Source organism: Embleya sp. NBC_00888, assembly GCF_045207655.1.
Taxonomy (GTDB): domain Bacteria; phylum Actinomycetota; class Actinomycetes; order Streptomycetales; family Streptomycetaceae; genus Embleya.
In genome coordinates, this window is the sequence record NZ_CP108784.1 from 7,028,974 (window position 1) to 7,048,239 (window position 19,266).

Below are 19,266 nucleotides of genomic sequence, written 5' to 3' on the forward strand. Positions count from 1 at the left end.
GAAGTCTGGAACCGGACTCCCGCACCGCCGGGGGACTTGTATGCCGGGGCGTCGAGCCCCGACGGTCAATGACGCAGAGCCTTGTGACGGAGAGCCGACCTTGAGACGCGGAGTACGAATTGCGGTCGACGTGGGAGACGTTCGGATCGGCGTCGCGGCCAGTGACCCGCACGGGTTGATCGCCACTCCCGTGGAGACCGTGCCCGCCGGCAAGCGGGACGTCGCCCGCATCCTGGAGATCGTCGCCGAGTACGAGGCGATCGAGGTCGTAGTCGGGCTGCCGCGCTCGTTGTCCGGCGCGGAGGGCGCCGCCGCGGCCAAGGCGCGGTCCTTCGCCGATCGCCTGGTCGACGCGCTCGACCCGGCGATCGGAGTGCGCCTGGTCGACGAACGACTGACCACCGTCACCGCGACGCGTGGCCTCCGGGCGTCCGGCGTCAAGGCGAAGAAGGCCCGCGGTGTCGTCGACCAGGCGGCCGCGATCGTGATCCTGCAAAACGCGCTCGACACCGAGCGTGGTTCCGGACGTCCTCCGGGCCTGGCCGTGTCACCTGCCCCGGCCGGGTCCGTCTCCGACTCTGAAAGGCCCACGGCATGAGCGATCTCGGACTGCGCATGGAGTCGGAGCCGCGCAGCCGGCGACGGGGCAAGGACGACAACTCGCGGGGCGGCCGGCGCGGGCGGGGTCGCAAGAAGAAGAACCGCAGTGGTTGTGCGGTTTCCCTGGCGCTGGTGATCGTCCTGGCCGTGATCGGCGGCGGTGGCTACTGGGCCTACGGCTTCCTGAAGGACCGTTTCGGCCCGCCGCCGGACTACAGCGGCAGCGGCTCGGGTTCGCTCGTGGTGGAGATCAAGCAGGGCTGGGCCACCCCGCAGATGGCCAACGAACTCAAGAAGGTCGGGGTGACCAAGAGCGTCGAGGCGTTCACCAAGGTCGCCCGCGAGGACAAGGACCAGCGCGCGTCCAAGATCCAGCCCGGCGCGTACACGATGGCCAAGCGCATGTCCGCCAAGGCCGCCTTCGAGATCCTGGTCAACCCGAAGAACAAGCAGGACTACATCGTCAGGCCCGGCATTCGCGCCACGCAGGTCTACGAATCGTTGGCCAAGGCGCTCAAGGTGCCGAAGGAGAAGGTCGAGGCCGCCGCGAAGGACCCCTCGCTCGGACTGCCGGAATACGCCAAGGGCAACATCGAGGGTTTCCTGTACCCCGCGTCCTACATCGCGGCGCCGGGCATGGACCCGCTCGTGGTGCTCAAGGACATGGTCGCCAAGGCGGTCAAGGAGTACGACAAGCTCGGCCTGCCGGCCAAGGCCCAGGCGATGGGCAAGTCGCCCTACGACCTGATCATCATCGCCAGCCTGGTCGAGGCCGAGGGCAAGACCACCGACGACAAGGGCAAGGTCGCCCAGGTCATCTACAACCGGCTCGGCAAGAACATGACGCTGGGGCTGGACTCGACGGTCAACTACTACCTCAACAAGAGCAACATCCAGCTCACCAACAAGGAACTCAACGACGCGAGCAACCCGTACAACACCCGGGTCAAGAAGGGCCTGCCGCCGGGACCGATCGGCAGCCCGAGCAAGGCCGCGCTCGACGCGGCGGTGGCGCCGCCCGCGGGCAAGTTCCTCTACTTCGTCACCGTCGACCCGATCGCCGGCACCACGAAGTTCACCGACAACGACGCCGACTTCCAGACCTACAAGGCCGAGTTGGCCAAGTGGATAAAGGATCACCCGACCCCGAGTACGAGCCCGTGACCGAGTCGACTTCGCTCCCGCGCCGAGCCGCCGTGCTCGGCTCGCCCATCCGGCACTCGCTCTCCCCGGTCCTGCACCGGGCGGCGTACGCCGAACTGGGCCTGACCCACTGGTCCTACGACGCGTTCGAGATCGACGAGGCGGCCCTGCCGGGCTTCGTCGGCGACCTCGACGCGTCCTGGGCCGGGCTGTCGCTGACCATGCCGCTCAAGCGGGCGATCCGGCCGCTGCTCGACGAGATCGGGCAGGTCGCGCGCGACGTGGACGCGGTGAACACGGTGGTGTGCACCGCGGACGGCCGGCGCGTGGGGGAGAACACCGACGTGCCGGGCCTGGTCGCGGCGCTGCGTGAACGCGGCGTGCGCCGGGTCGAGTCGGCGGCCGTGCTCGGCGCGGGCGCCACCGCGACCTCGGCGCTGGCCGCGGTGCGCGAGGTCACCGACGGGCAGGTGCGGGTGTACGTGCGCGGCGAGGAGCGGGCCCGCGAGATGCGCGCGGCGGGCGAGCGGCTCGGCGTCGCGGTCGAGGTGCGCCCCTGGGCGGACGCGGCCGAGGCGTTGCGCGCGCCGCTGGTGGTGGCGACCACGCCCAAGGGCGCGGTCGACCATCTCGCGACCGAGGTGCCCGCCGGGCCCGGTGTGCTCTTCGACGTCGTCTACGACCCGTGGCCCACCGCGCTCGCGGGCGCGTGGGGCCACGCGGGCGGACCGGTGGTGGGCGGACTGGACCTGCTCGTGCATCAGGCGGTGCTCCAGGTCGAGTTGATGACCGGCCGACCGGGGCCGTTGGCCGTGATGCGCGCGGCGGGCGAGGCGGCGCTGACGGGGCGGCGCTGAGCACGAAGGGCCGAGCACGGGGCCCACCGGCCGGGTTCGTCCTGCCGGATTCCCCCGTGTCCGCGTGCCGCGTGCCTGCCCGACCGCGGTGCCGCATGCCGCGGTGCCACGTCCAGCGTTCCTGCGATCATCGGATCGGCGCTGGGGACGACGGAACGTGACCGCCGATGGATCCTGCGTATCGTCACAGGCGTGTTCCCCGTTCTCACTCTCGCGTGTGCGCTGCTCGGCTTCGTCGCCGGCCTCGGGTTGCCCCGTCCCATCCACCTCCTGCTCGCCCAGGGCGCCGGCCCCGGGCCGCGCTCCCCGGTCGCCGGCCCCGTCGCCGGTCCGGTGGTGGCCGCCACCGGTCGCTACGGGCCCCTGCCGGTCGCCGCGCTGACCGGCCTGGTGTGCGCGCTGCTGGCCTGGCGGCTCGGGCCTGGCCTGGACCTGCTCGCGTTCCTGGTGCTCGCCGTCGCGGGCGTGACCCTGGCCATCGTGGACGTGCGCACGCTCCGGTTGCCCGATCCGGTGCTGCTGGTGACGCTCGCGACCGGGCTGACCCTGCTGGGCATGGAGTCGCTCGCGCTGGGCGACTTCACCGCGTACCGACGGGCCCTGCTCGGCGGGCTCACCCTGGCCGGCTACCACCTGTGCCTGGCCGCGCTCTCCCGGGGCAGTCTGGGTATGGGCGACGTCAAGCTCGCCGGCGTGCTCGGCATACACCTGACCTGGCTGGGCTGGGGGGTGCTGGTCACCGGCGCGTTCCTGGCGTTCCTGCTGGCCGGGCTCACCGCCGGGCTGCTCGTCTCGGTGGGCCGGGCCCGTCGGGGCAGCCGGTTGCCGTTCGGGCCGTGGTTGCTGCTCGGCGCGCTCGGCGGGGTGTTGTGCGGCGCGGAGTTGTCCCGGCTGCATCTCGCCTGGTGAGACGACGGAGGCCGGTGAGGCCGCTGTCCGACACCTGGACGCGGCGCGGGGAGCCCGCCGCCGGCATGAAAGGATTCGGGTGGACATCCGCCGGGCGAATCGTGGACGGCCTCCGCGCCGTTCCCCGGACGTGATACGCGGCAAGCGCAAGAAGGAGCATTCGTGGGCAACCTACGCTGGCTGACCGCCGGGGAGTCGCACGGCCCCGCACTCGTGGCCACCCTGGAAGGGCTGCCCGCCGGCGTGCCCATCACGACCGAACTGGTCGCGGACGCGCTCGCGCGCCGCCGGCTGGGCTACGGGCGTGGCGCGCGGATGAAGTTCGAGCGGGACGAGGTCACCTTCCTCGGCGGCGTCCGGCACGGGCTCACCCAGGGCGGCCCGGTCGCGATCATGGTCGGCAACACCGAGTGGCCCAAGTGGGAGACGGTCATGTCGGCCGACCCGGTGGACCCCGACGTGCTCGCCGCGCAGGCCCGCAACGCGGCGCTGACCCGCCCGCGGCCCGGCCACGCCGACCTGGCCGGCATGCAGAAGTACGGCTTCGACGAGGCCCGGCCGATCCTGGAGCGGGCCAGCGCCCGTGAGACCGCGGCCCGGGTCGCGCTCGGCGCGGTCGCCAAGTCGTTCCTGGAGCAGGTGGCGGGCGTTCGCATCGTCAGCCACGTGGTCGAGTTCGGCGCGGCCAAGGCCCCCGCCGGCATGCTGCCCGGCCCCGACGACACCGCGCGCCTGGACGCCGACCCGGTCCGCTGCTTCGACCCGGACGCGTCGGCCGCGATGGTCGCCGAGGTGGACGACGCGCAGAAGGCCGGCGACACCCTCGGCGGTGTGGTCGAGGTGCTCGCCTACGGCCTGCCGCCGGGCCTGGGCAGCCACGTGCACTGGGACCGCCGGCTCGACTCGCGGCTCGCGGGCGCGCTGATGGGCATCCAGGCGATCAAGGGTGTCGAACTCGGCGACGGCTTCGAGCTGGCCCGGACGCGCGGCTCGCGGGCCCACGACGAGATCGTCAACACCCCCGACGGCGCCAAGCGCACATCGCACCGCGCCGGCGGCGTCGAGGGCGGCATGTCCACCGGCGAGGTGCTGCGCGTGCGTGCGGCGATGAAGCCGATCGCCACCGTGCCGCGCGCGCTGTCCACCTTCGACGTGCGCACCGGCGAGCCCGCGCAGGCGCACCACCAGCGCTCCGACGTCGCGGCCGTGCCGGCCTCCGGCATCGTGGCCGAGGCGATGGTCGCGCTCGTGCTGGCCGACCTGGTCACCGAGAAGTTCGGCGGCGACTCGGTCGCCGAGACCACCCGCAACGTGCGCGGCTACCTGGACGCGCTGGAGATTCGGTAGCGCCATGGCGGATATCGGGGATACCGGGGACATCGGGGACACCGCGCACAGCGAGGCCGCGGGCATCGAAGAGGCGGGCACCGGCCCGCTGGTGGTCCTGGTCGGGCCGCCCGGCGCGGGCAAGACGACGGTGGGCCTGCTGCTGGCCCGGGCGCACGGGGTCGGCTTCCGCGACACCGACGCCGACGTCGAGGCGCGCGCGGGCAAGTCGATCCCGGACATCTTCGTCGACGAGGGCGAGCCGCACTTTCGTACGCTCGAACACGAGGCGGTCGCCGCGGCGTTGGCCGAGCACGACGGCGTGCTCGCGCTGGGCGGCGGCGCGATCATGGACGACGCGACCCGCGCGCTGCTCAAGGGACACCGGGTGGTCTTCCTCGAGGTCGCCCTCGCGGACGCGGTCAAGCGGGTCGGCCTGGACGCGCCGCGCCCGCTCCTGGTGGGCAACCCCAGGGCCCGCTGGCGCGAGCTGATGCAGGCGCGCCGACCGCTGTACCTGGAGGTCGCCGTGCTGACGGTGGACACCGCCGGACGCACCCCCGAGGACGTTGTCGCCGAGATCCTCGACGCCTTCGCCATCGCACCCGAGCAGGCTCCTTCCGAGCAGGCCCCATCCGAGCAGACCGAGCCCGAGAAAGACGTGAATCGATGAGCGGCAACCCCTCCGAGCCGGTCCGGATCCGCGTCGGCGGCGCCTCGGAGCCGTACGACGTGCTCGTGGGCGCCGGCCTGCTCGGCGAACTCGCGGGCCTGATCGGCACGTCCGCCCGCCGCGTGGCGATCCTGCACCCGGAGGCGCTGACCGCCACCGGCGAGGCGGTCCGCGAGGACCTGGCCGCGCAGGGCTACGAGGCGATCGCCATCCAGGTGCCCAACGCCGAGGAGGCCAAGGACGTCGCGGTCGCGGCGTACTGCTGGTCGGTGCTCGGCCAGACCGGATTCACCCGCTCCGACGTGATCGTCGGCATCGGCGGCGGCGCCACCACCGACCTCGCGGGCTTCGTCGCGGCCACCTGGCTGCGCGGCGTGCGCTGGATCGCGATGCCCACCACGCTGCTGGGCATGGTCGACGCGGCCGTCGGCGGCAAGACCGGGATCAACACCGCCGAGGGCAAGAACCTGGTCGGCGCGTTCCACCCGCCGGCCGGCGTGCTCGCCGACCTGGCCACGCTGGAATCTCTGCCGCGCAACGACTACGTCAGCGGCCTCGCCGAGGTGATCAAGGCCGGCTTCATCGCCGACCCGGTGATCCTGGACCTGATCGAGGCCGACCCCGAGGGCGCACGCGACCCGCGGGGCAAGGACACCGCCGAACTGATCACCCGCGCCATCCGGGTCAAGGCCGACGTCGTCTCCGGCGACCTCAAGGAGGCCGGCCGGCGCGAGATCCTCAACTACGGCCACACCCTCGCGCACGCGATCGAGAAGGCCGAGCGCTACAAGTGGCGGCACGGCGCCGCGGTCAGCGTCGGCATGGTCTACGCGGCGGAACTGGGTCGACTCGCCGGTCGCCTCGACGACGCCACCGCCGACCGGCACCGCACGGTGCTCGCCTCGGTCGGCCTGCCGCTGACCTATCGCGGCGACGCGTGGCCCAAGCTGCTGGAGACCATGCGCGTGGACAAGAAGTCGCGCGGCGACATGCTGCGCTTCATCGTGCTGGACGGCCTGGCCAAGCCGGTCGTCCTGGAGGCGCCCGATCCGACCTTCCTGGTCGCCGCGTACGCCGAGGTGTCCGGGTGAGCGCACGCAGGGTGCTCGTGCTCAACGGTCCCAACCTCGGCCGCCTGGGCAGCCGCGAGCCCGACGTCTACGGGGCCACCTCGTACCCGGCACTGGTCGCCGAGTGCGAACGGCTCGGCGGCGAACTCGGCTTCGCGGTCGAGGTCCGCGAGACCAACGACGAGGGCGAGATCATCCGCTGGATGCACGAGGCCGCCGACGGCCGCATCCCGGTGGTGATGAACCCGGGCGCGTTCACGCACTACTCGTACGGTCTGCGCGACGCGGTCGCCCAGCGCACCGCGCCGTTCATCGAGGTGCACATCTCCAACCCGTACGCGCGCGAGAGCTTCCGGCACACCAGCGTGGTGGCCGCCGTCGCCAGCGGCACGATCGCCGGCTTCGGCATCGGCTCGTACCGCCTGGCACTGCGCGCGCTGGCCGAGGAACTCGAGGACTGACGGCGCCCGCGGGGGCGCGGGCCCGGGGGTCACCCACGTGAGTGACCCCCAGGCCCGCGACCCCAAGCCCGCCCGAGACCCCAAGACCCCGACCCCGCGACCCCGGAGCCGTACCCGCGACCGCGACCCGGGAGAGTCCCTCTCACTCCAACAGTCGCCCGATCGCCGTAGCCACCTCCCGATGCGCCAGATACGCGCCGATGTCGTGCGCACGATCATGCGGATTGGCCACCGTGCACTCCGCCGCCAGCCCGCTCCAGTCGTCGGCCAGCGGACACCCGATCGCGACCGGGTCGGTCGGACACCACGCGTTGAACCACGGCCCGGCGATCGGCGGCAGATGTGCCCCGCCGACCCGCAACCGCGAGTACACCGCGTCCATCCCCAGCGGAGCGCCCGCCGTGATCAACCCGGCCACCGGCACCGCCGGCCCGAGCCGGGTCAGCAGGTCCATCGCGACCACCGTGCCCAGGCTGTGCGCGACCAGCACCACCGGACCGGACCCGGGCAATCCCGCGAGCACCCGCTCCAGCACCGCCTCGCGCGTGTCGTCGCGATCCAGGTACGCCGCGACGTCGCGGAACGCGGCCCGGATGACCAGCCGATCCACCCCGGTGTGCGCGGCGATCCAGCCGAGCGGCTCGTGCACCGTGCCCACCACGTGGTCCCAGATGCTCTCGGTCACCACGCCCTGGCCCGGCGCCGGCATCCCGGCCCGGCGCGCGGCCTCGCCGAGCAGTTCGTCGTACAACCCCTGCGCGGACGGCGACAACGGTGCCTCGATCGGCGCCGCGGACTCCATCACCTCGACGAGCCGATCACCATAGAAGGGGAACCAGACGTCCTCGGGATCCACGGTCGGCAGTCCCGCCATGGTCAGCCCGCTGTTCAGCCCGGCCGCCCAACTCCGCCGCAGCGCCGCCGGATCGTGCCCCTGCTGACTGCGCCCGTGCAGGAACACCAGCCGCACCCGGCTGCCGAACGCACCCGGGCGCCCGGACACCCCCGAGACGGTGACCGCCTCGGCACCGGACGCCGGCTCCACCGGTGAGCGCGGCGAGGGCACCGCCGTGCGCGCCGCCGGTGTCGTGCCCAGCCCCGATCCGGCGCCCAACTCGGCCAGCAGCGTTCGCAGGCGGTCGTCGCCGGTGGCCAGCGCGCTCAGCCGGGCCAGGATCACGCTGATCCGCACCCCCTCGTTGGCGACCCACTCGATCTGCGCCAACCCCTGCTCGGGTCGCCACGGCAACCCCTGCAGATTCAGCGCCGCGCCGCTGTCGTCGTGCGCGGGCACACCGCTGTGGTGCAGTGCGACCGCCTCCCACTGGTCGTTGAACACCGGGGATCCGGAGTTGCCCGGTTCGGTGTCGGTCTCGTAGTGGAGGAAGTCGTCCAAGCGCTGGGTGAACCGATTCGCCCGGATGGCGATCTCCTTGAGCCGCCCGTCCGGGTGACCGATCACGTTCACCGGATCCCCCACCACCAGCTTGCCCTCGGCCGCGATCAGCCCGATGTGTCCGAAGATCCGCCCGGGCGGGCGACCGTCGCCGCCCGGACGCATCGCGACCAGGGAGAAGTCGAGGTCCTCGTCGGTCAGGAACAGGGTGTCCGGGTCCGGCGCGAAGCGCGTGGTGTGCACCGGCAGGTCGTTGTCGACACCCATCTCCGCGCCGAACTCGGCGAACGCGCCACGCGCGGTGGCCGCGTCCGGGAACACGTGATGGTTGGTCAGCAGCAGGCTGGGCGCGACCAGGAAGCCGGTGGCCTGCGGTCGCACCGGCCCGCCCGTCGAGTACCAGATCCGCGCCACGCACGCGGCGGCCCGCAACCCGCGGGCAAGGAAGTTCAGGCTCTGGAGGTCGTTGGTGACGCCTATGATCCGTTCGGCCAATCGCGGTGCGCTCTCGTCCGGCGAGGTGGCCAGCAACACCTGCCCGGGCACCTCGTGCTGCTCGACCAGCCGGGCCGCGCGCAGTTGCAGCCGGTCGTCCTCGTCCGGGAAGCGACTGCCCGCGGCGCGCCGCCGCTCGATCTCGCCGCGATCGGCTTCCGCCGCCCGGTACCGCGCACCCGCGGCCTCGATCTGACGGACCAGCCGCTCGTCCACCGACGCGGCGCGAGGTCCGTCATTTCCGCTGATTTCCACTGAAGTACACCCCCTCGTTGGCAGCGTAGGACCCGACCTCGGCCGCTGTCCGGCCTTCACACGATTGCCCTGGTCGCGGCACGAACGATGCAGTTCGCCGAGTCACGCCGGGCTCCGCCTACCTCGCGGGACTACGCTGGTCCCATGCCCGAGGCCCATGCTCAACGCCGTGATCGGCTGCGTTCCCGCCTGGCCGGTGCCGGCGCCGATGTCGCCCTGATCACCAATCTCGTCAATGTGCGCTATCTGACCGGTTTCACCGGTTCGAACGGTGCGCTGCTGGTGTACACACCGGGAGCGGCGGGCGAGGGGACCACCGACTCGGGCGCCGTGCTGTGCACCGACAGCCGGTACGCGACCCAGGCGGGCGAGGAGTCGCCGGGCGTCGACCTGCTCGTCGAGCGGTCCTGCGCGCAGGCGCTGACCAAGCGCGCCGCCGCGGCCGGCGCGGTCCGGCTGGCGATCGAGGAACAGCACGTGACCGTCGAGCTGTACCGCGCGCTGGGCGCGGTGCTCGCCGAGGAGAGCCCCGCCGCCGCGCTGGTCAAGCTCGGCCGGGTGGTCGAGGACCTGCGTCGGGTCAAGGATCCGGCGGAGATCGCCGCGCTGCGGATCGCCTGCGAGATCGGCGACCGCGCGCTGGGCGAGATGATCGAGTCGATCCTGGTCGGGCGGACCGAACGGCACATCGCGATGGAGCTGGAGCGGCGCATGGCCGACCACGGCGCGGACGCCGTGGCGTTTCCCACCATCGTGGCCACCGGGCCGAACTCGGCGATCCCGCACCACGACCCCGGCGACCGGCGGGTCGAGGACGGCGACTTCCTCAAGATCGACTTCGGTGCCCGCTATCGCGGCTACCACGGCGACATGACCCGCACCTTCGTGATCGGCACCGAGCCGGCCGCGTGGCAGCAGGAGATCTACGGCGTGGTGTTCGCCGCCCAGAAGGCGGGCCGCGAGGCGCTGGTGCCCGGTGCCGAGGCGGTCGCGGTGGATCGGGCCGCGCGCGAGGTGATCGAGCGGGCCGGGTACCTGGAGTTCTTCGAACACGGCCTCGGGCACGGCGTCGGTCTCGAGATCCACGAGGACCCGCGTCTGGGTCCGACGGCGACCGGTAAGCTGGACGCTTGCATGCCGGTCACCGTCGAACCGGGGATCTATCTCCCGGGCCGAGGCGGCGTCCGCATCGAGGACACCCTTGTGGTTCGTCCGCTCGAAGACGGCGGCCCCGAGCTACTCACCATCACGACCAAGGAATTGCTCGTCCTGTAGCGGGCCGTCTTCGCACCCGCCCCGTCCGACGCGCGATCATCCGGTCCCAGAAGCACGCAGGAGACACCACACTCGTGGCCACGACCAACGACCTGAAGAACGGCATGGTGCTCAAGCTCGACAATGGCCAGCTCTGGTCCGTCGTCGAGTTCCAGCACGTCAAGCCCGGCAAGGGCGGCGCGTTCGTTCGTACGAAGCTCAAGCATGTCCTCTCCGGCAAGGTCGTGGACAAGACCTTCAACGCCGGCACGAAGGTCGAGACGGCCACCGTGGACAAGCGCGGCATGCAGTTCTCGTACAAGGACGGCACCGACTTCGTGTTCATGGACACGGACACGTACGAGCAGTTGCCGATCTCGCCCGAGACCGTCGGCGACGCCGCCAACTACCTCCTCGAAGGCTTCGAGGCGACCGTCGCGATCTACGAGGGCGCCGCGCTCTACGTGGAGCTGCCGGCCTCCGTCGAGCTGCTCATCGAGTACACCGAGCCGGGTGTCCAGGGCGACCGGTCCACCGGTGGCACCAAGCCCGCGAAGCTGGAGACCGGCTTCGAGATCGCGGTTCCGCTCTTCATCACGACGGGCGAGAAGGTCAAGGTCGACACCCGTTCCGGTGACTACCTGGGCCGCGTGAACAGCTAGTGGCCGGTGCCCGCAGCAAGACCCGGAAGCGTGCGCTGCAGATCCTGTTCGAAGCCGACCAGCGCGGCGTCGACCCGGTGACCATCCTCGCGGACTGGGTCGGCCGGTTCCAGGCCGACCGGGCGGAGCCCCAGGTCGCGGACTACACGATGCAGTTGGTCGAGGGCGTCCAGGAGCACCGCAAGCGGATCGACGACCTGATCGGCACCTACGCCGTGGGCTGGACGCTCGACCGGATGCCCGGCGTGGACCGCAACGTCCTGCGCCTGGGCATCTACGAGCTGCTCTGGGAGAGCGACGTCCCCGACGTCGTGGCCATCGACGAGGCCGTCGAACTCGCCAAGGAGTACTCCACGGACGAGTCGCCGGCCTTCGTGAACGGCCTGCTCGCCCGGATAAAGGACCTCAAGCCGACGCTGCTGCGCTAGCCGCGCCCGTTTCCGGGACTCCGGTCGAGCCGCCTGCCCCGTGTGGGGGAGGCGGCTCGTCGGCTTTCCGGAGCCGGGCCCCGGGGCCGGTGCGATCGAATCATGATCGAATGCCGATAATGAAGATCATGAGATCCGACCGCAAGGGTTCCCGGCTGCGGGAGATCGGGGACGAGCCCGACTACCGCTTCACGCTCGCCAACGAGCGGACCTTCCTGGCCTGGATCCGGACGGCTCTCTCGCTGCTCGCGGGTGGCGTCGCGGTGGTCCAGTTGGTTCCGGATCTGGCTCCGCACGGACAGCGGCTGCTGCTCGGCCTGGCCCTGGTGGCGCTGGCACTGACCCTGTCGGCCACCGCGTACCGGCGCTGGTATCGGGTCGAGCGGGCGATGCGGCTCGGGCACGCGCTGCCGTTCTCCGCCGTGCCCCTGGTGCTCTCGGCGGGTCTGGTGGTCGTGATCGTGGTGAGCGTCGTGCTCATGATCGCCTCCTGATGTCGGGCCCCGCGTCGCTGCCGGGCGCACCTCTGGATCCGGGGCTGCAACCGGAGCGGACCAGGATGGCCTGGTCGCGCACGTCGCTCGCGTTCGTCGCCAACGGGGCGCTGTTGGTGCACGCGGGTCATGTGCCGGATCGCTGGTGGTTCATGCTGCCCGGGTGTGCGGTGATGGCGGCCGGTCTCACGGTGTACGTGGTGGGGCTGCTGCGGCACCGGCAGGTGGACCGGGCCGTGCGGGCCGGCGGCGCCGTGTGCGGCGATCGGGCGATCCGCGCGACGCTGCTGACCGCGGTGTCGGTGTGCGTGCTGGCCGCGGTGGTCCTGCTCGGCAGACCCTGAGGACCCTTGTCCCGACCGGGGACGCCCGGCGAGAATGCGCGGCATGACGACCGACGATCTCGGCACGTGCGGCTTCGCCCAGGGTACGGATCGGTACGAGCGGGCGCGGCCGTCCTACGCGGCCGAGGCGGTGGAACACCTGTGTGCCGGCGCCGGGATCGGGCCCGGTACCCGGGTGCTCGACCTGGCCGCGGGGACCGGCAAGTTGACCCGGCTGCTGGTCGAGCGCGGCGCGAAGGCGATCGCCGTCGAGCCGTCGGCGGCGATGCGCGAGACGTTCGCCCGGGTGGTCGAGGGTGTACCGGTGTACGCGGGCAGCGCGGAGCGCATCCCGGCTCCGGCCGGCGCCTACGACGTGGTCACCGTCGCCCAGGCGTTCCACTGGTTCGAGCCCGAGGCCGCGCTGGGCGAGATCGCGCGCGTGTTGCGGCCCGGCGGGGCGTTGGCGATGGTGTGGAACGAGTTGGACGAGAGCGAGGCGTTCGTCGCGGGTCTGCACGAGGTGGCCGAGTGGCCCTTCCACAAGCTGCACGACTATCGCTCGGAGTTGGCCGCGGCCGAGCCGTTCGGGCCCGCCGAGCGCAGGGTGTTCCGGTGGCGCGACGAACTGACGCACGATCAGGTGTTGGAGCGGTTCTCGACGTTCAGCTACGTGGCCGCGATGGAGGCCGAACCGAAGGCGCAACTCATGGCCCGAGTAAGCGAGTTCGTCCGAGCGCACGCGGAGCCGGTGGAACTCGCCTATCTCACCGACACCTACATCGCCCCCCGCAGGGAATTCGAGCCGCCCCTGTGAACCCACGGCGCGGGCGGGCACCCGCCACGGTCCCCCGGCACCAGTGCCGCGCCCGGCACTAGTTCTCCCGCCACCACCAGGCCTGGCTCAGGTTGTCGGGCAGTTCACCGGACGCGCCGAGTTGGCGCATGCCCGCGCGTAGACCCTCCTTGAGCACCTCGACGCCGTCGTCGCCGACCGCCTTGGTCCACGCGCCCTGGATCCAGGACAGCTCGGCCCAGATCACCCGCAGGCACTCGCGCCCGCGTTCGGTGAGGGTGATCCGGCGGGCACGGCGGTCGGCGGGGTCGGGCTTGCGCTCGACGTATCCGTGTCGGGCCAGGTGCGAGACCACCTCGCCGGCCGACTGCTTGGTCATGCCCAACCGGCGCCCGAGCTCGGTGGCGGTGGTGCCGCCCTCGCCGACCAGGGTCAGCGCGAAGCCGTGCGTGGGCCGGATCTCGTCGAATCCCGCGGCCGTCATGCGGTCGGAGAACAGTTGGCTGATCCCGCGCACGGCGCCGACCAGCAACGTCACCAGTTCGGGCCCGGAGGAGGTGTCTTGCTGCACGAGGTAAGAATACCTGTCTAATTTGCCGGGCAAACCGGAACGCCGCCCCCGATGTCGATCGGGGACGGCGCGACGGTCTTGCCCACGACCATTGCCCGGGGATGATGCTCCCCGTCGATCATGCCCTACACATGCACGGCGACCGCGCCTTCCCGCTTTTCGCCCTGCCGGACGAACAGCGCGAGCACGATTCCGACCGCCATGGTGATCGCGGCGATCGTGAAGGCGAGCTGCATGCCGTCCAGGAACGTGGTGTCCGACGCGTGGCGGATCGCGTCGATGGTGTGCCCGTTCATGGTCGTCGGGTCCACCGGCGGGAAGCCCTGCGCGACCGAGCCCTCGATCGCCTCGCGCCGGTCGTGCGGCAGGGTGTCGTAGGCGCCCGCCTCGGCCGGCCAACGGTCCGGCAGCACCGAGGAGACCTTGGCCGCCACCACCGCGCCGAGCACGGCGGTGCCGAGCGCGCCGCCGACCTGCATCGCGGCCTGTTGGATGCCGGAGGCGACGCCGGAGAGTTCGAGCGAGGCGTTGCCGACGATGATGTCCGTCGCGCCGACCATGATCGGGCTGAGCCCGAAGCCGAGCAGTACGAACGGCACCATCGTGGCGCCGAAGCTCGCGTCCTCGCCCAGCCGGGCGAGCAGCGCCATCGCGGTCGCGGACAGCGCGAGGCCGGCGATGATCGGGATGCGCGGGCCGAGCTTGGTGATCGCGAAGCCGCCGATCGGCGAGCCGATCATCATCACCACGGACATCGGCAACATCCGCACGCCGGTCTCCGTCGGGCTGAGCCCGTTGACGCCCTGGAGGTAGAAGGTGATGAAGAACATCGCGCCGAACATCGCGAACGCCATGAAGATCATCAGCACGATGCCGATCGAGAACGACCGGTTGCGGAACATCACCAGCGGCATCAGCGGCTCGGGCGCCCTGGTCTGCCACAGCGCGAACAGCGCGAGCAGGATCAGTGAGGCGGCCATGAAGCCCAGCGTGTACGCGCTGCCCCAGCCCTTCTCGCCGCTCTTGATCACGCCCCAGACCAGGCAGAACATCGCCACCGACAGCAGCAGGACACCCAGGTAGTCGATCCGGTTGCTCGCGCCGGCCACCCGGCTGTTGGCCAGCGCCCAGATGCCCACCACCAGGGTCAGCACACCGATCGGCACGTTGATGTAGAAGACCGACTGCCAACTGACGTGCTCCACCAGCAGCCCGCCGACGATCGGACCGGCGGCGGTCGCGGTGGAGATCGCCGCGCCCCAGATGCCGATCGCCATGTTGAGCTTGTTGCCCGGGAAGCTGTTGCGCAGCAGGCCCAGCGCGGTGGGCTGGAGCAGCGCGCCGAACACGCCCTGGAGCACCCGGAACGCGATCAGCATCGAGACCGACTGCGAGAACGCGATGATCAGCGACGTGGCGGCGAAGCCGGCCGCGCCGATCAGGAAGATCGTCTTGTGGCCGTAGCGGTCACCGAGCTTGCCGGCCGGGATCAGGCACACCGCGAGCGCGAGCAGGTAGCCGTTGGTGACCCATTGCAGGTCGGCGAGCGAGGCGTCCAGGTCCTTGGAGATGGCCGGGTTCGCGATGCCGACCACGGTGCCGTCCAGGGCCACCATCATCACGCCGAAGGCGACCGCCAGCAGGGTCAGCCAGGGGTGTCCCTGCATGCCCCGGCGCACGGCGCTCTTCGAGATGTCCGGCGGGAGCGCGTCCGAAGTCGCCGCCGTCGAAGTCTGACTCATGCGTCCCCTACATCCATCCGTGTCCAGCGCCGTATCGAACCATCGAACGATATGGCACGCAGTGCCATATAGCCAAATCACTCAAATTGCACACAGTGGCAAGTGCCATACTGTGCATAGACGAACGAGAGGATCACCCAACGTGCGGGAGACGGCCGGCACCGCGACGGGCTTGCGGGAGCGCAAGAAGGAACGCACGCGCGAGGCGTTGGTGGACGCCGCGCTGGAGTTGTTCCTGCGCAAGGGGTACGACGCCACCACGATCGACGAGATCGTGGCCGCCGTGGAGGTGTCCCGGCGCACCTTCTTCCGCTACTTCGCGGGCAAGGAGGAGGTGGCGCTGGCCCGGGCGATCGAGTTCGAGGGACTGTTCCTGGAGGCGCTCACCGCCCGACCGGCACAAGAGGCGCCGCTGACCGCGCTGCGGCGCGCGGGCGCCGAGGTGTTCGCCCGGGTCGCCGAGGAGGAACAGGAGGGCGCGGGGCAGGAGTTCCTGCGGATGCGCCGGATGATCGAGGCCACTCCCGTACTGCTGGCCGCGTCGCTGCGCAACGCGATGGAGTTGGAACGACGGATGGCCCGGGAGATCGCCCGGCGCGAGGGACTGGAGTCCGAACGCGACCGGCGCCCGGCGCTGTTGGTGACCCTGTACCACTCGGTGATGCGGGTGGCGATGGACGAGTGGACCGAGGGCGGGGCGCTGGACGTCGCGCGCCTGGCCCGCGTCATCGACGAGGCCTGGGACGACATGGGCACGCTGCTGACCGGCCGCTGGACGGCGGGCGAGATCCCGCGCGCGTGAGCGGCGCGGCGAGACGACCCGACTCGACCGACTCGACCGGCGAGTGACGAACGCCGACATACCGACGGGGCGGACCGGTGATCCGGTCCGCCCCGTCGGCGTATACGGCGCGCGAAGCCGCGCGCGGGCGTGCCGCCCGCGCGCCTACCGCACGCGCTTGACCAGCAGCGCCAACAGCGCCCCGAGCAGGGATATCGCGGCGGCGAAGGCGAACAGGCCCTCGTAGCCGAAGTCCAGGTCGTCGACCAGGAACGGGGCCAGGAACGGCGCGGCGATCTGCGGCCCGGCGTTGGCGATGTTGATCAGGCCCATGTCCTTGCCGACGTCCTGGGGACGCGGGAGCACCTGGGTGATCAGCGCCATGTCGACGGCCATGTACATGCCGAAGAACAAGCCGTTGGCGACCTGGAAGGCGATCATGCCGTCCTCGGTGGCCCACATCAGCGGAATCATCAGGGAGAGCGCGGCGCCGGCGCCCGAGCCGATCACGAACGGCTTGACCCGCCCGACGCGGTCCACGATCGGGCCGATCACGACGGCCGCGACGATGGTCACCACGGCGTTGATCACGGTGAGGGTGCCCAGCTTGGACAGCACCTCGGCCTGCGGGATCTTGATGTACATCAACAGGATGAAGAAGTTGAACTGCAGGACGACCATGTAGCCGAGCATCACGCCCAGGCGCGAGACCAGGGCGATGAAGAAGTCGGCGTGCTCGCGCGGCGAGACCCAGAAGCCCTTGACGAACGAGACGAACTCGAACTTCTCCCGCGGCATGTCCTTGGAGGATTTGTCCGGGCTGACGATCACGAAGATCAGCGCGGCGGCCACGAGTACGGCGGCGATCAGGTAGAAGCCCTTGGCCCCGCCGTCCGCCGGATCGGCGAACCTGCCGTCGAAGCCGCCGATCTGGGCGTCGATCCCGATCATGCTCAGGTCGACGCCGGCCAGCAGCAGCGAGGCCACGATCGTGCCGACGGGGATGCCCAGGCCGATCATCGCGGAGAACCGGCCGTACTTGCCCGCGGACACCCGGTCGGGCATGACCGCGGTCACCGCGGCCTGGTACCCGTTCATGATGAACTGGATGACGCCCCAGGTCAGGCCGACGACCGCGATCGAGTTGGCGTTGGCCTGGAAGCACAGGGCGGCCGCGCCGACGAGCGCGCAGAACAGGATGAACGGCGACCGGCGGCCGAAGCGCGAGCGGGTGATGTCGGACAGCTTGCCGAACAGCGGGTTGCCGACCGTGGCGAACAACGCGCCCCAGAAGATCGGCCACTTGAGCGCTTCCTGGTCGGGAACGCCCTTGATGTGGATGACCTGGGTCGGGAGCAGGTAGACCCCCACACCCAGCCACAACATGTACAGCGCGATGTTGGCGATGGGCAGCGTCGCGTAGAGCGGCCCGATCTTGTACCCGGTGTGCCCGGCACCGGGGGTGGACTCCGGCGCAGGGGACGACGAGTCGGGTGCCTCTGTGGTGGTCGAACTCATGTGGACCGTCCGATGGAGGGGACTCGAAACCCTCCCTGCACGGAGGTCTCGAATCTGCTGACGAGGTGTTGGGTTGGGAGCCTAGGTGACACGAATAAGCAGGGGAATGGGTCCACAACGTGAAATCAGTCCGACTAGATAACGATTTGATTGTTCAAGGCTTGAACGGAGCGAAATCCGCAGCGAATCGTCACTGCGAGTGATCTTGTAACGACCGACACGTGTCGGTAGCGCATTCGAGCGATTACGGCCAAGGTTGTCCCCGCTAACCAAGCGGTAACGGATCGCACGACCCTGTGATCCGGTGGACATCGGTTGCGCGCGGGCCGGCCCCGCGTGCGGGTGCGGTAGGGGGTGTCGTCGAGATGACGAGCACGAAGTCGGTTACTTGCCGCCCGGGGGGTCACGGATGAGCGCGCCGGAGGCGGGGGCGAAACCGCCCACCAGTTCCGACGTGGCCCGGCTCGCCGGCGTATCCAGATCCACCGTGAGCTACGTGCTCAACTCGCCGCCCGGGGTCCGGGTCAGCGCGCAGACCCGGGAGCGGGTCATGCTCGCGGTGCGCGAACTGGGCTACGCGCCCAGCGCGCCCGCTCGATCGTTGCGCTCGGGCAACAGCGACGTCGTGCTCTTCCCGCTGCCGCTGCAGCCGATGGGCCAACTCCTCGAGGCGTTCATCGACGAGCTGACCGAGGCACTCAATCGGCACGAGCTGAGCCTGCTCATCCACGCCGACCGCACCTCGCGCGGGGCCGACGCGGCCCGGCAGTGGGCCGCGCTGCGCCCGCTCGCGGTGATGGCCGAGTCCAACCGGCTCACCGGCGGCGCGGTCGACGTGCTCAAGCGGGCCGGGGTCCGGGCGATCTTCGCGTGGGGCCGCGAGGAGCACCCCGACGTGCCCACCGCGATCTTCGACAACCGGGACACCGGCCGGGTCGCGGTGCGCCACCTCATCGATCGGGGCCACCGCCGGCTGGCCTGCCTGGTCCCCTCCGGGCCGCTCGCCTTCCTGGGCGAGGAGCGCTGGGCGGGCGCGCAGGCCGCGGCCGAGGAGGAAGGGGTCTCGCTGCGCCGGGTGGACGTGGGCTACGTCCGCGAGGACGTGCTGGCCATCGTGCGGCAGTGGCAGCGCGAGAGCGAGCCGCCGACCGCGGTGTTCGCGGGCAACGACGACTTCGCCCTGATGATCATCTCCGCGCTGCGCGAGTGTGGTTGGTCGGTGCCCGACGACATGGCCGTGGTCGGCGCCGACGACCTGCCGTTCTGCGACCTGGTCTGGCCGAGGCTGACCAGCGTCTCGATGCACACCCGAACGATGGGCTCCGGTGCCTCGGACGCGATCACCACCTTGATCCGAGGCCGTGACTACCGCCCGGGTGGTCGCATGGTCGTGCACCCGCGCGTGATGGTCCGCGAATCCGGCTGAGGCGGGCGATCGTACAAAAGGTGAAGGGTCCCGAAGCCGATCGGCTTCGGGACCCTTCGATGTTTCCGCCCGCTGCGGTGACGCTC

At 70.9% G+C, this 19,266-nt stretch carries 20 protein-coding genes; 16 read left to right on the forward strand and 4 right to left on the reverse strand.

The window, feature by feature from the left end:
• Positions 1-40 precede the first annotated feature (40 nt).
• From ruvX to aroQ, 8 genes are all read left to right on the forward strand, one after another.
• Entirely contained in the window at positions 41-598 is a 558-nt protein-coding gene (gene ruvX, locus OG948_RS29780) for a Holliday junction resolvase RuvX (RefSeq protein WP_406299401.1), read from the forward strand.
• On the forward strand, positions 595-1,764 hold the full coding sequence (mltG, locus tag OG948_RS29785) for an endolytic transglycosylase MltG (RefSeq protein WP_406299402.1): 1,170 nt from the start codon (positions 595-597) through the stop codon (positions 1,762-1,764). Before ruvX ends, mltG begins: the two co-directional genes overlap by 4 nt.
• Positions 1,761-2,600, forward strand: a complete 840-nt coding sequence (locus OG948_RS29790; RefSeq protein ID WP_406299403.1) for a shikimate dehydrogenase — start codon at positions 1,761-1,763, stop codon at positions 2,598-2,600. The genes mltG and OG948_RS29790 overlap by 4 nt, the downstream gene beginning before the upstream one ends.
• Before the next feature lie 192 nt (positions 2,601-2,792).
• Complete coding sequence (locus OG948_RS29795) at positions 2,793-3,509, forward strand: prepilin peptidase (protein WP_406299404.1); 717 nt, start codon at positions 2,793-2,795, stop codon at positions 3,507-3,509.
• Positions 3,510-3,671: 162 nt separating this feature from the next.
• Positions 3,672-4,856 carry a chorismate synthase gene (gene aroC / locus OG948_RS29800; protein WP_406299405.1) on the forward strand — a complete coding sequence of 395 codons (1,185 nt, stop codon included), beginning with the start codon at positions 3,672-3,674 and terminating at the stop codon, positions 4,854-4,856.
• Positions 4,857-4,860: 4 nt separating this feature from the next.
• Positions 4,861-5,508: a shikimate kinase gene (locus OG948_RS29805; RefSeq protein ID WP_406299406.1), complete on the forward strand. Its 648-nt coding sequence runs from the start codon at positions 4,861-4,863 to the stop codon at positions 5,506-5,508.
• Positions 5,505-6,599: a 3-dehydroquinate synthase gene (aroB, locus tag OG948_RS29810; RefSeq protein ID WP_406299407.1), complete on the forward strand. Its 1,095-nt coding sequence runs from the start codon at positions 5,505-5,507 to the stop codon at positions 6,597-6,599. The genes OG948_RS29805 and aroB overlap by 4 nt, the downstream gene beginning before the upstream one ends.
• Positions 6,596-7,039 carry a type II 3-dehydroquinate dehydratase gene (gene aroQ / locus OG948_RS29815; protein ID WP_406299408.1) on the forward strand — a complete coding sequence of 148 codons (444 nt, stop codon included), beginning with the start codon at positions 6,596-6,598 and terminating at the stop codon, positions 7,037-7,039. The genes aroB and aroQ overlap by 4 nt, the downstream gene beginning before the upstream one ends.
• Positions 7,040-7,181: 142 nt before the next feature.
• Here the strand turns inward: aroQ and OG948_RS29820 are convergent, their stop codons facing one another.
• On the reverse strand, positions 7,182-9,185 hold the full coding sequence (locus tag OG948_RS29820; RefSeq protein ID WP_406299409.1) for a trypsin-like peptidase domain-containing protein: 2,004 nt from the start codon (positions 9,183-9,185) through the stop codon (positions 7,182-7,184).
• A gap of 144 nt (positions 9,186-9,329) precedes the next feature.
• On the opposite strand from OG948_RS29820, the gene OG948_RS29825 reads away from it, so the two are divergent.
• The 6 genes from OG948_RS29825 (at position 9,330) to OG948_RS29850 (ending at position 13,163) form a co-directional block, all read left to right on the forward strand.
• The gene (locus OG948_RS29825) at positions 9,330-10,460 is read left to right on the forward strand and encodes an aminopeptidase P family protein (RefSeq protein ID WP_406299410.1); all 1,131 of its coding nucleotides are present in this window, start codon (positions 9,330-9,332) and stop codon (positions 10,458-10,460) included.
• Positions 10,461-10,534: 74 nt separating this feature from the next.
• A complete protein-coding gene (gene efp / locus OG948_RS29830) occupies positions 10,535-11,101 on the forward strand; it encodes an elongation factor P (RefSeq protein ID WP_395871895.1) in 567 nt (188 codons plus the stop codon).
• Entirely contained in the window at positions 11,101-11,529 is a 429-nt protein-coding gene (gene nusB, locus OG948_RS29835) for a transcription antitermination factor NusB (protein WP_395871894.1), read from the forward strand. The genes efp and nusB overlap by 1 nt, the downstream gene beginning before the upstream one ends.
• A gap of 119 nt (positions 11,530-11,648) precedes the next feature.
• Entirely contained in the window at positions 11,649-12,023 is a 375-nt protein-coding gene (locus OG948_RS29840) for a YidH family protein (RefSeq protein ID WP_406299411.1), read from the forward strand.
• The gene (locus tag OG948_RS29845) at positions 12,023-12,367 is read left to right on the forward strand and encodes a DUF202 domain-containing protein (RefSeq protein WP_406299412.1); all 345 of its coding nucleotides are present in this window, start codon (positions 12,023-12,025) and stop codon (positions 12,365-12,367) included. Before OG948_RS29840 ends, OG948_RS29845 begins: the two co-directional genes overlap by 1 nt.
• A gap of 43 nt (positions 12,368-12,410) precedes the next feature.
• Positions 12,411-13,163 carry a class I SAM-dependent methyltransferase gene (locus OG948_RS29850; RefSeq protein ID WP_406299413.1) on the forward strand — a complete coding sequence of 251 codons (753 nt, stop codon included), beginning with the start codon at positions 12,411-12,413 and terminating at the stop codon, positions 13,161-13,163.
• Positions 13,164-13,221: 58 nt separating this feature from the next.
• Here OG948_RS29850 and OG948_RS29855 read toward each other — a convergent pair whose 3' ends face one another.
• Both OG948_RS29855 and OG948_RS29860 read right to left on the reverse strand, forming a co-directional pair.
• Entirely contained in the window at positions 13,222-13,713 is a 492-nt protein-coding gene (locus OG948_RS29855; protein ID WP_395871885.1) for a MarR family winged helix-turn-helix transcriptional regulator, read from the reverse strand.
• Between the two features lie 125 nt (positions 13,714-13,838).
• Positions 13,839-15,380 carry an MFS transporter gene (locus OG948_RS29860; RefSeq protein ID WP_406300366.1) on the reverse strand — a complete coding sequence of 514 codons (1,542 nt, stop codon included), beginning with the start codon at positions 15,378-15,380 and terminating at the stop codon, positions 13,839-13,841.
• 217 nt (positions 15,381-15,597) lie between these two features.
• Here OG948_RS29860 and OG948_RS29865 point away from each other — a divergent pair, with 217 nt between their 5' ends.
• Positions 15,598-16,257: a TetR family transcriptional regulator gene (locus OG948_RS29865; protein WP_406299414.1), complete on the forward strand. Its 660-nt coding sequence runs from the start codon at positions 15,598-15,600 to the stop codon at positions 16,255-16,257.
• Positions 16,258-16,401: 144 nt separating this feature from the next.
• Here OG948_RS29865 and OG948_RS29870 read toward each other — a convergent pair whose 3' ends face one another.
• A complete protein-coding gene (locus OG948_RS29870; protein ID WP_406299415.1) occupies positions 16,402-17,754 on the reverse strand; it encodes an MFS transporter in 1,353 nt (450 codons plus the stop codon).
• Between the two features lie 409 nt (positions 17,755-18,163).
• Between OG948_RS29870 and OG948_RS29875 the strand changes: the two genes are divergently transcribed.
• Entirely contained in the window at positions 18,164-19,180 is a 1,017-nt protein-coding gene (locus OG948_RS29875) for a LacI family DNA-binding transcriptional regulator (RefSeq protein WP_402236565.1), read from the forward strand.
• The last annotated feature ends 86 nt before the right edge of the window (positions 19,181-19,266 follow it).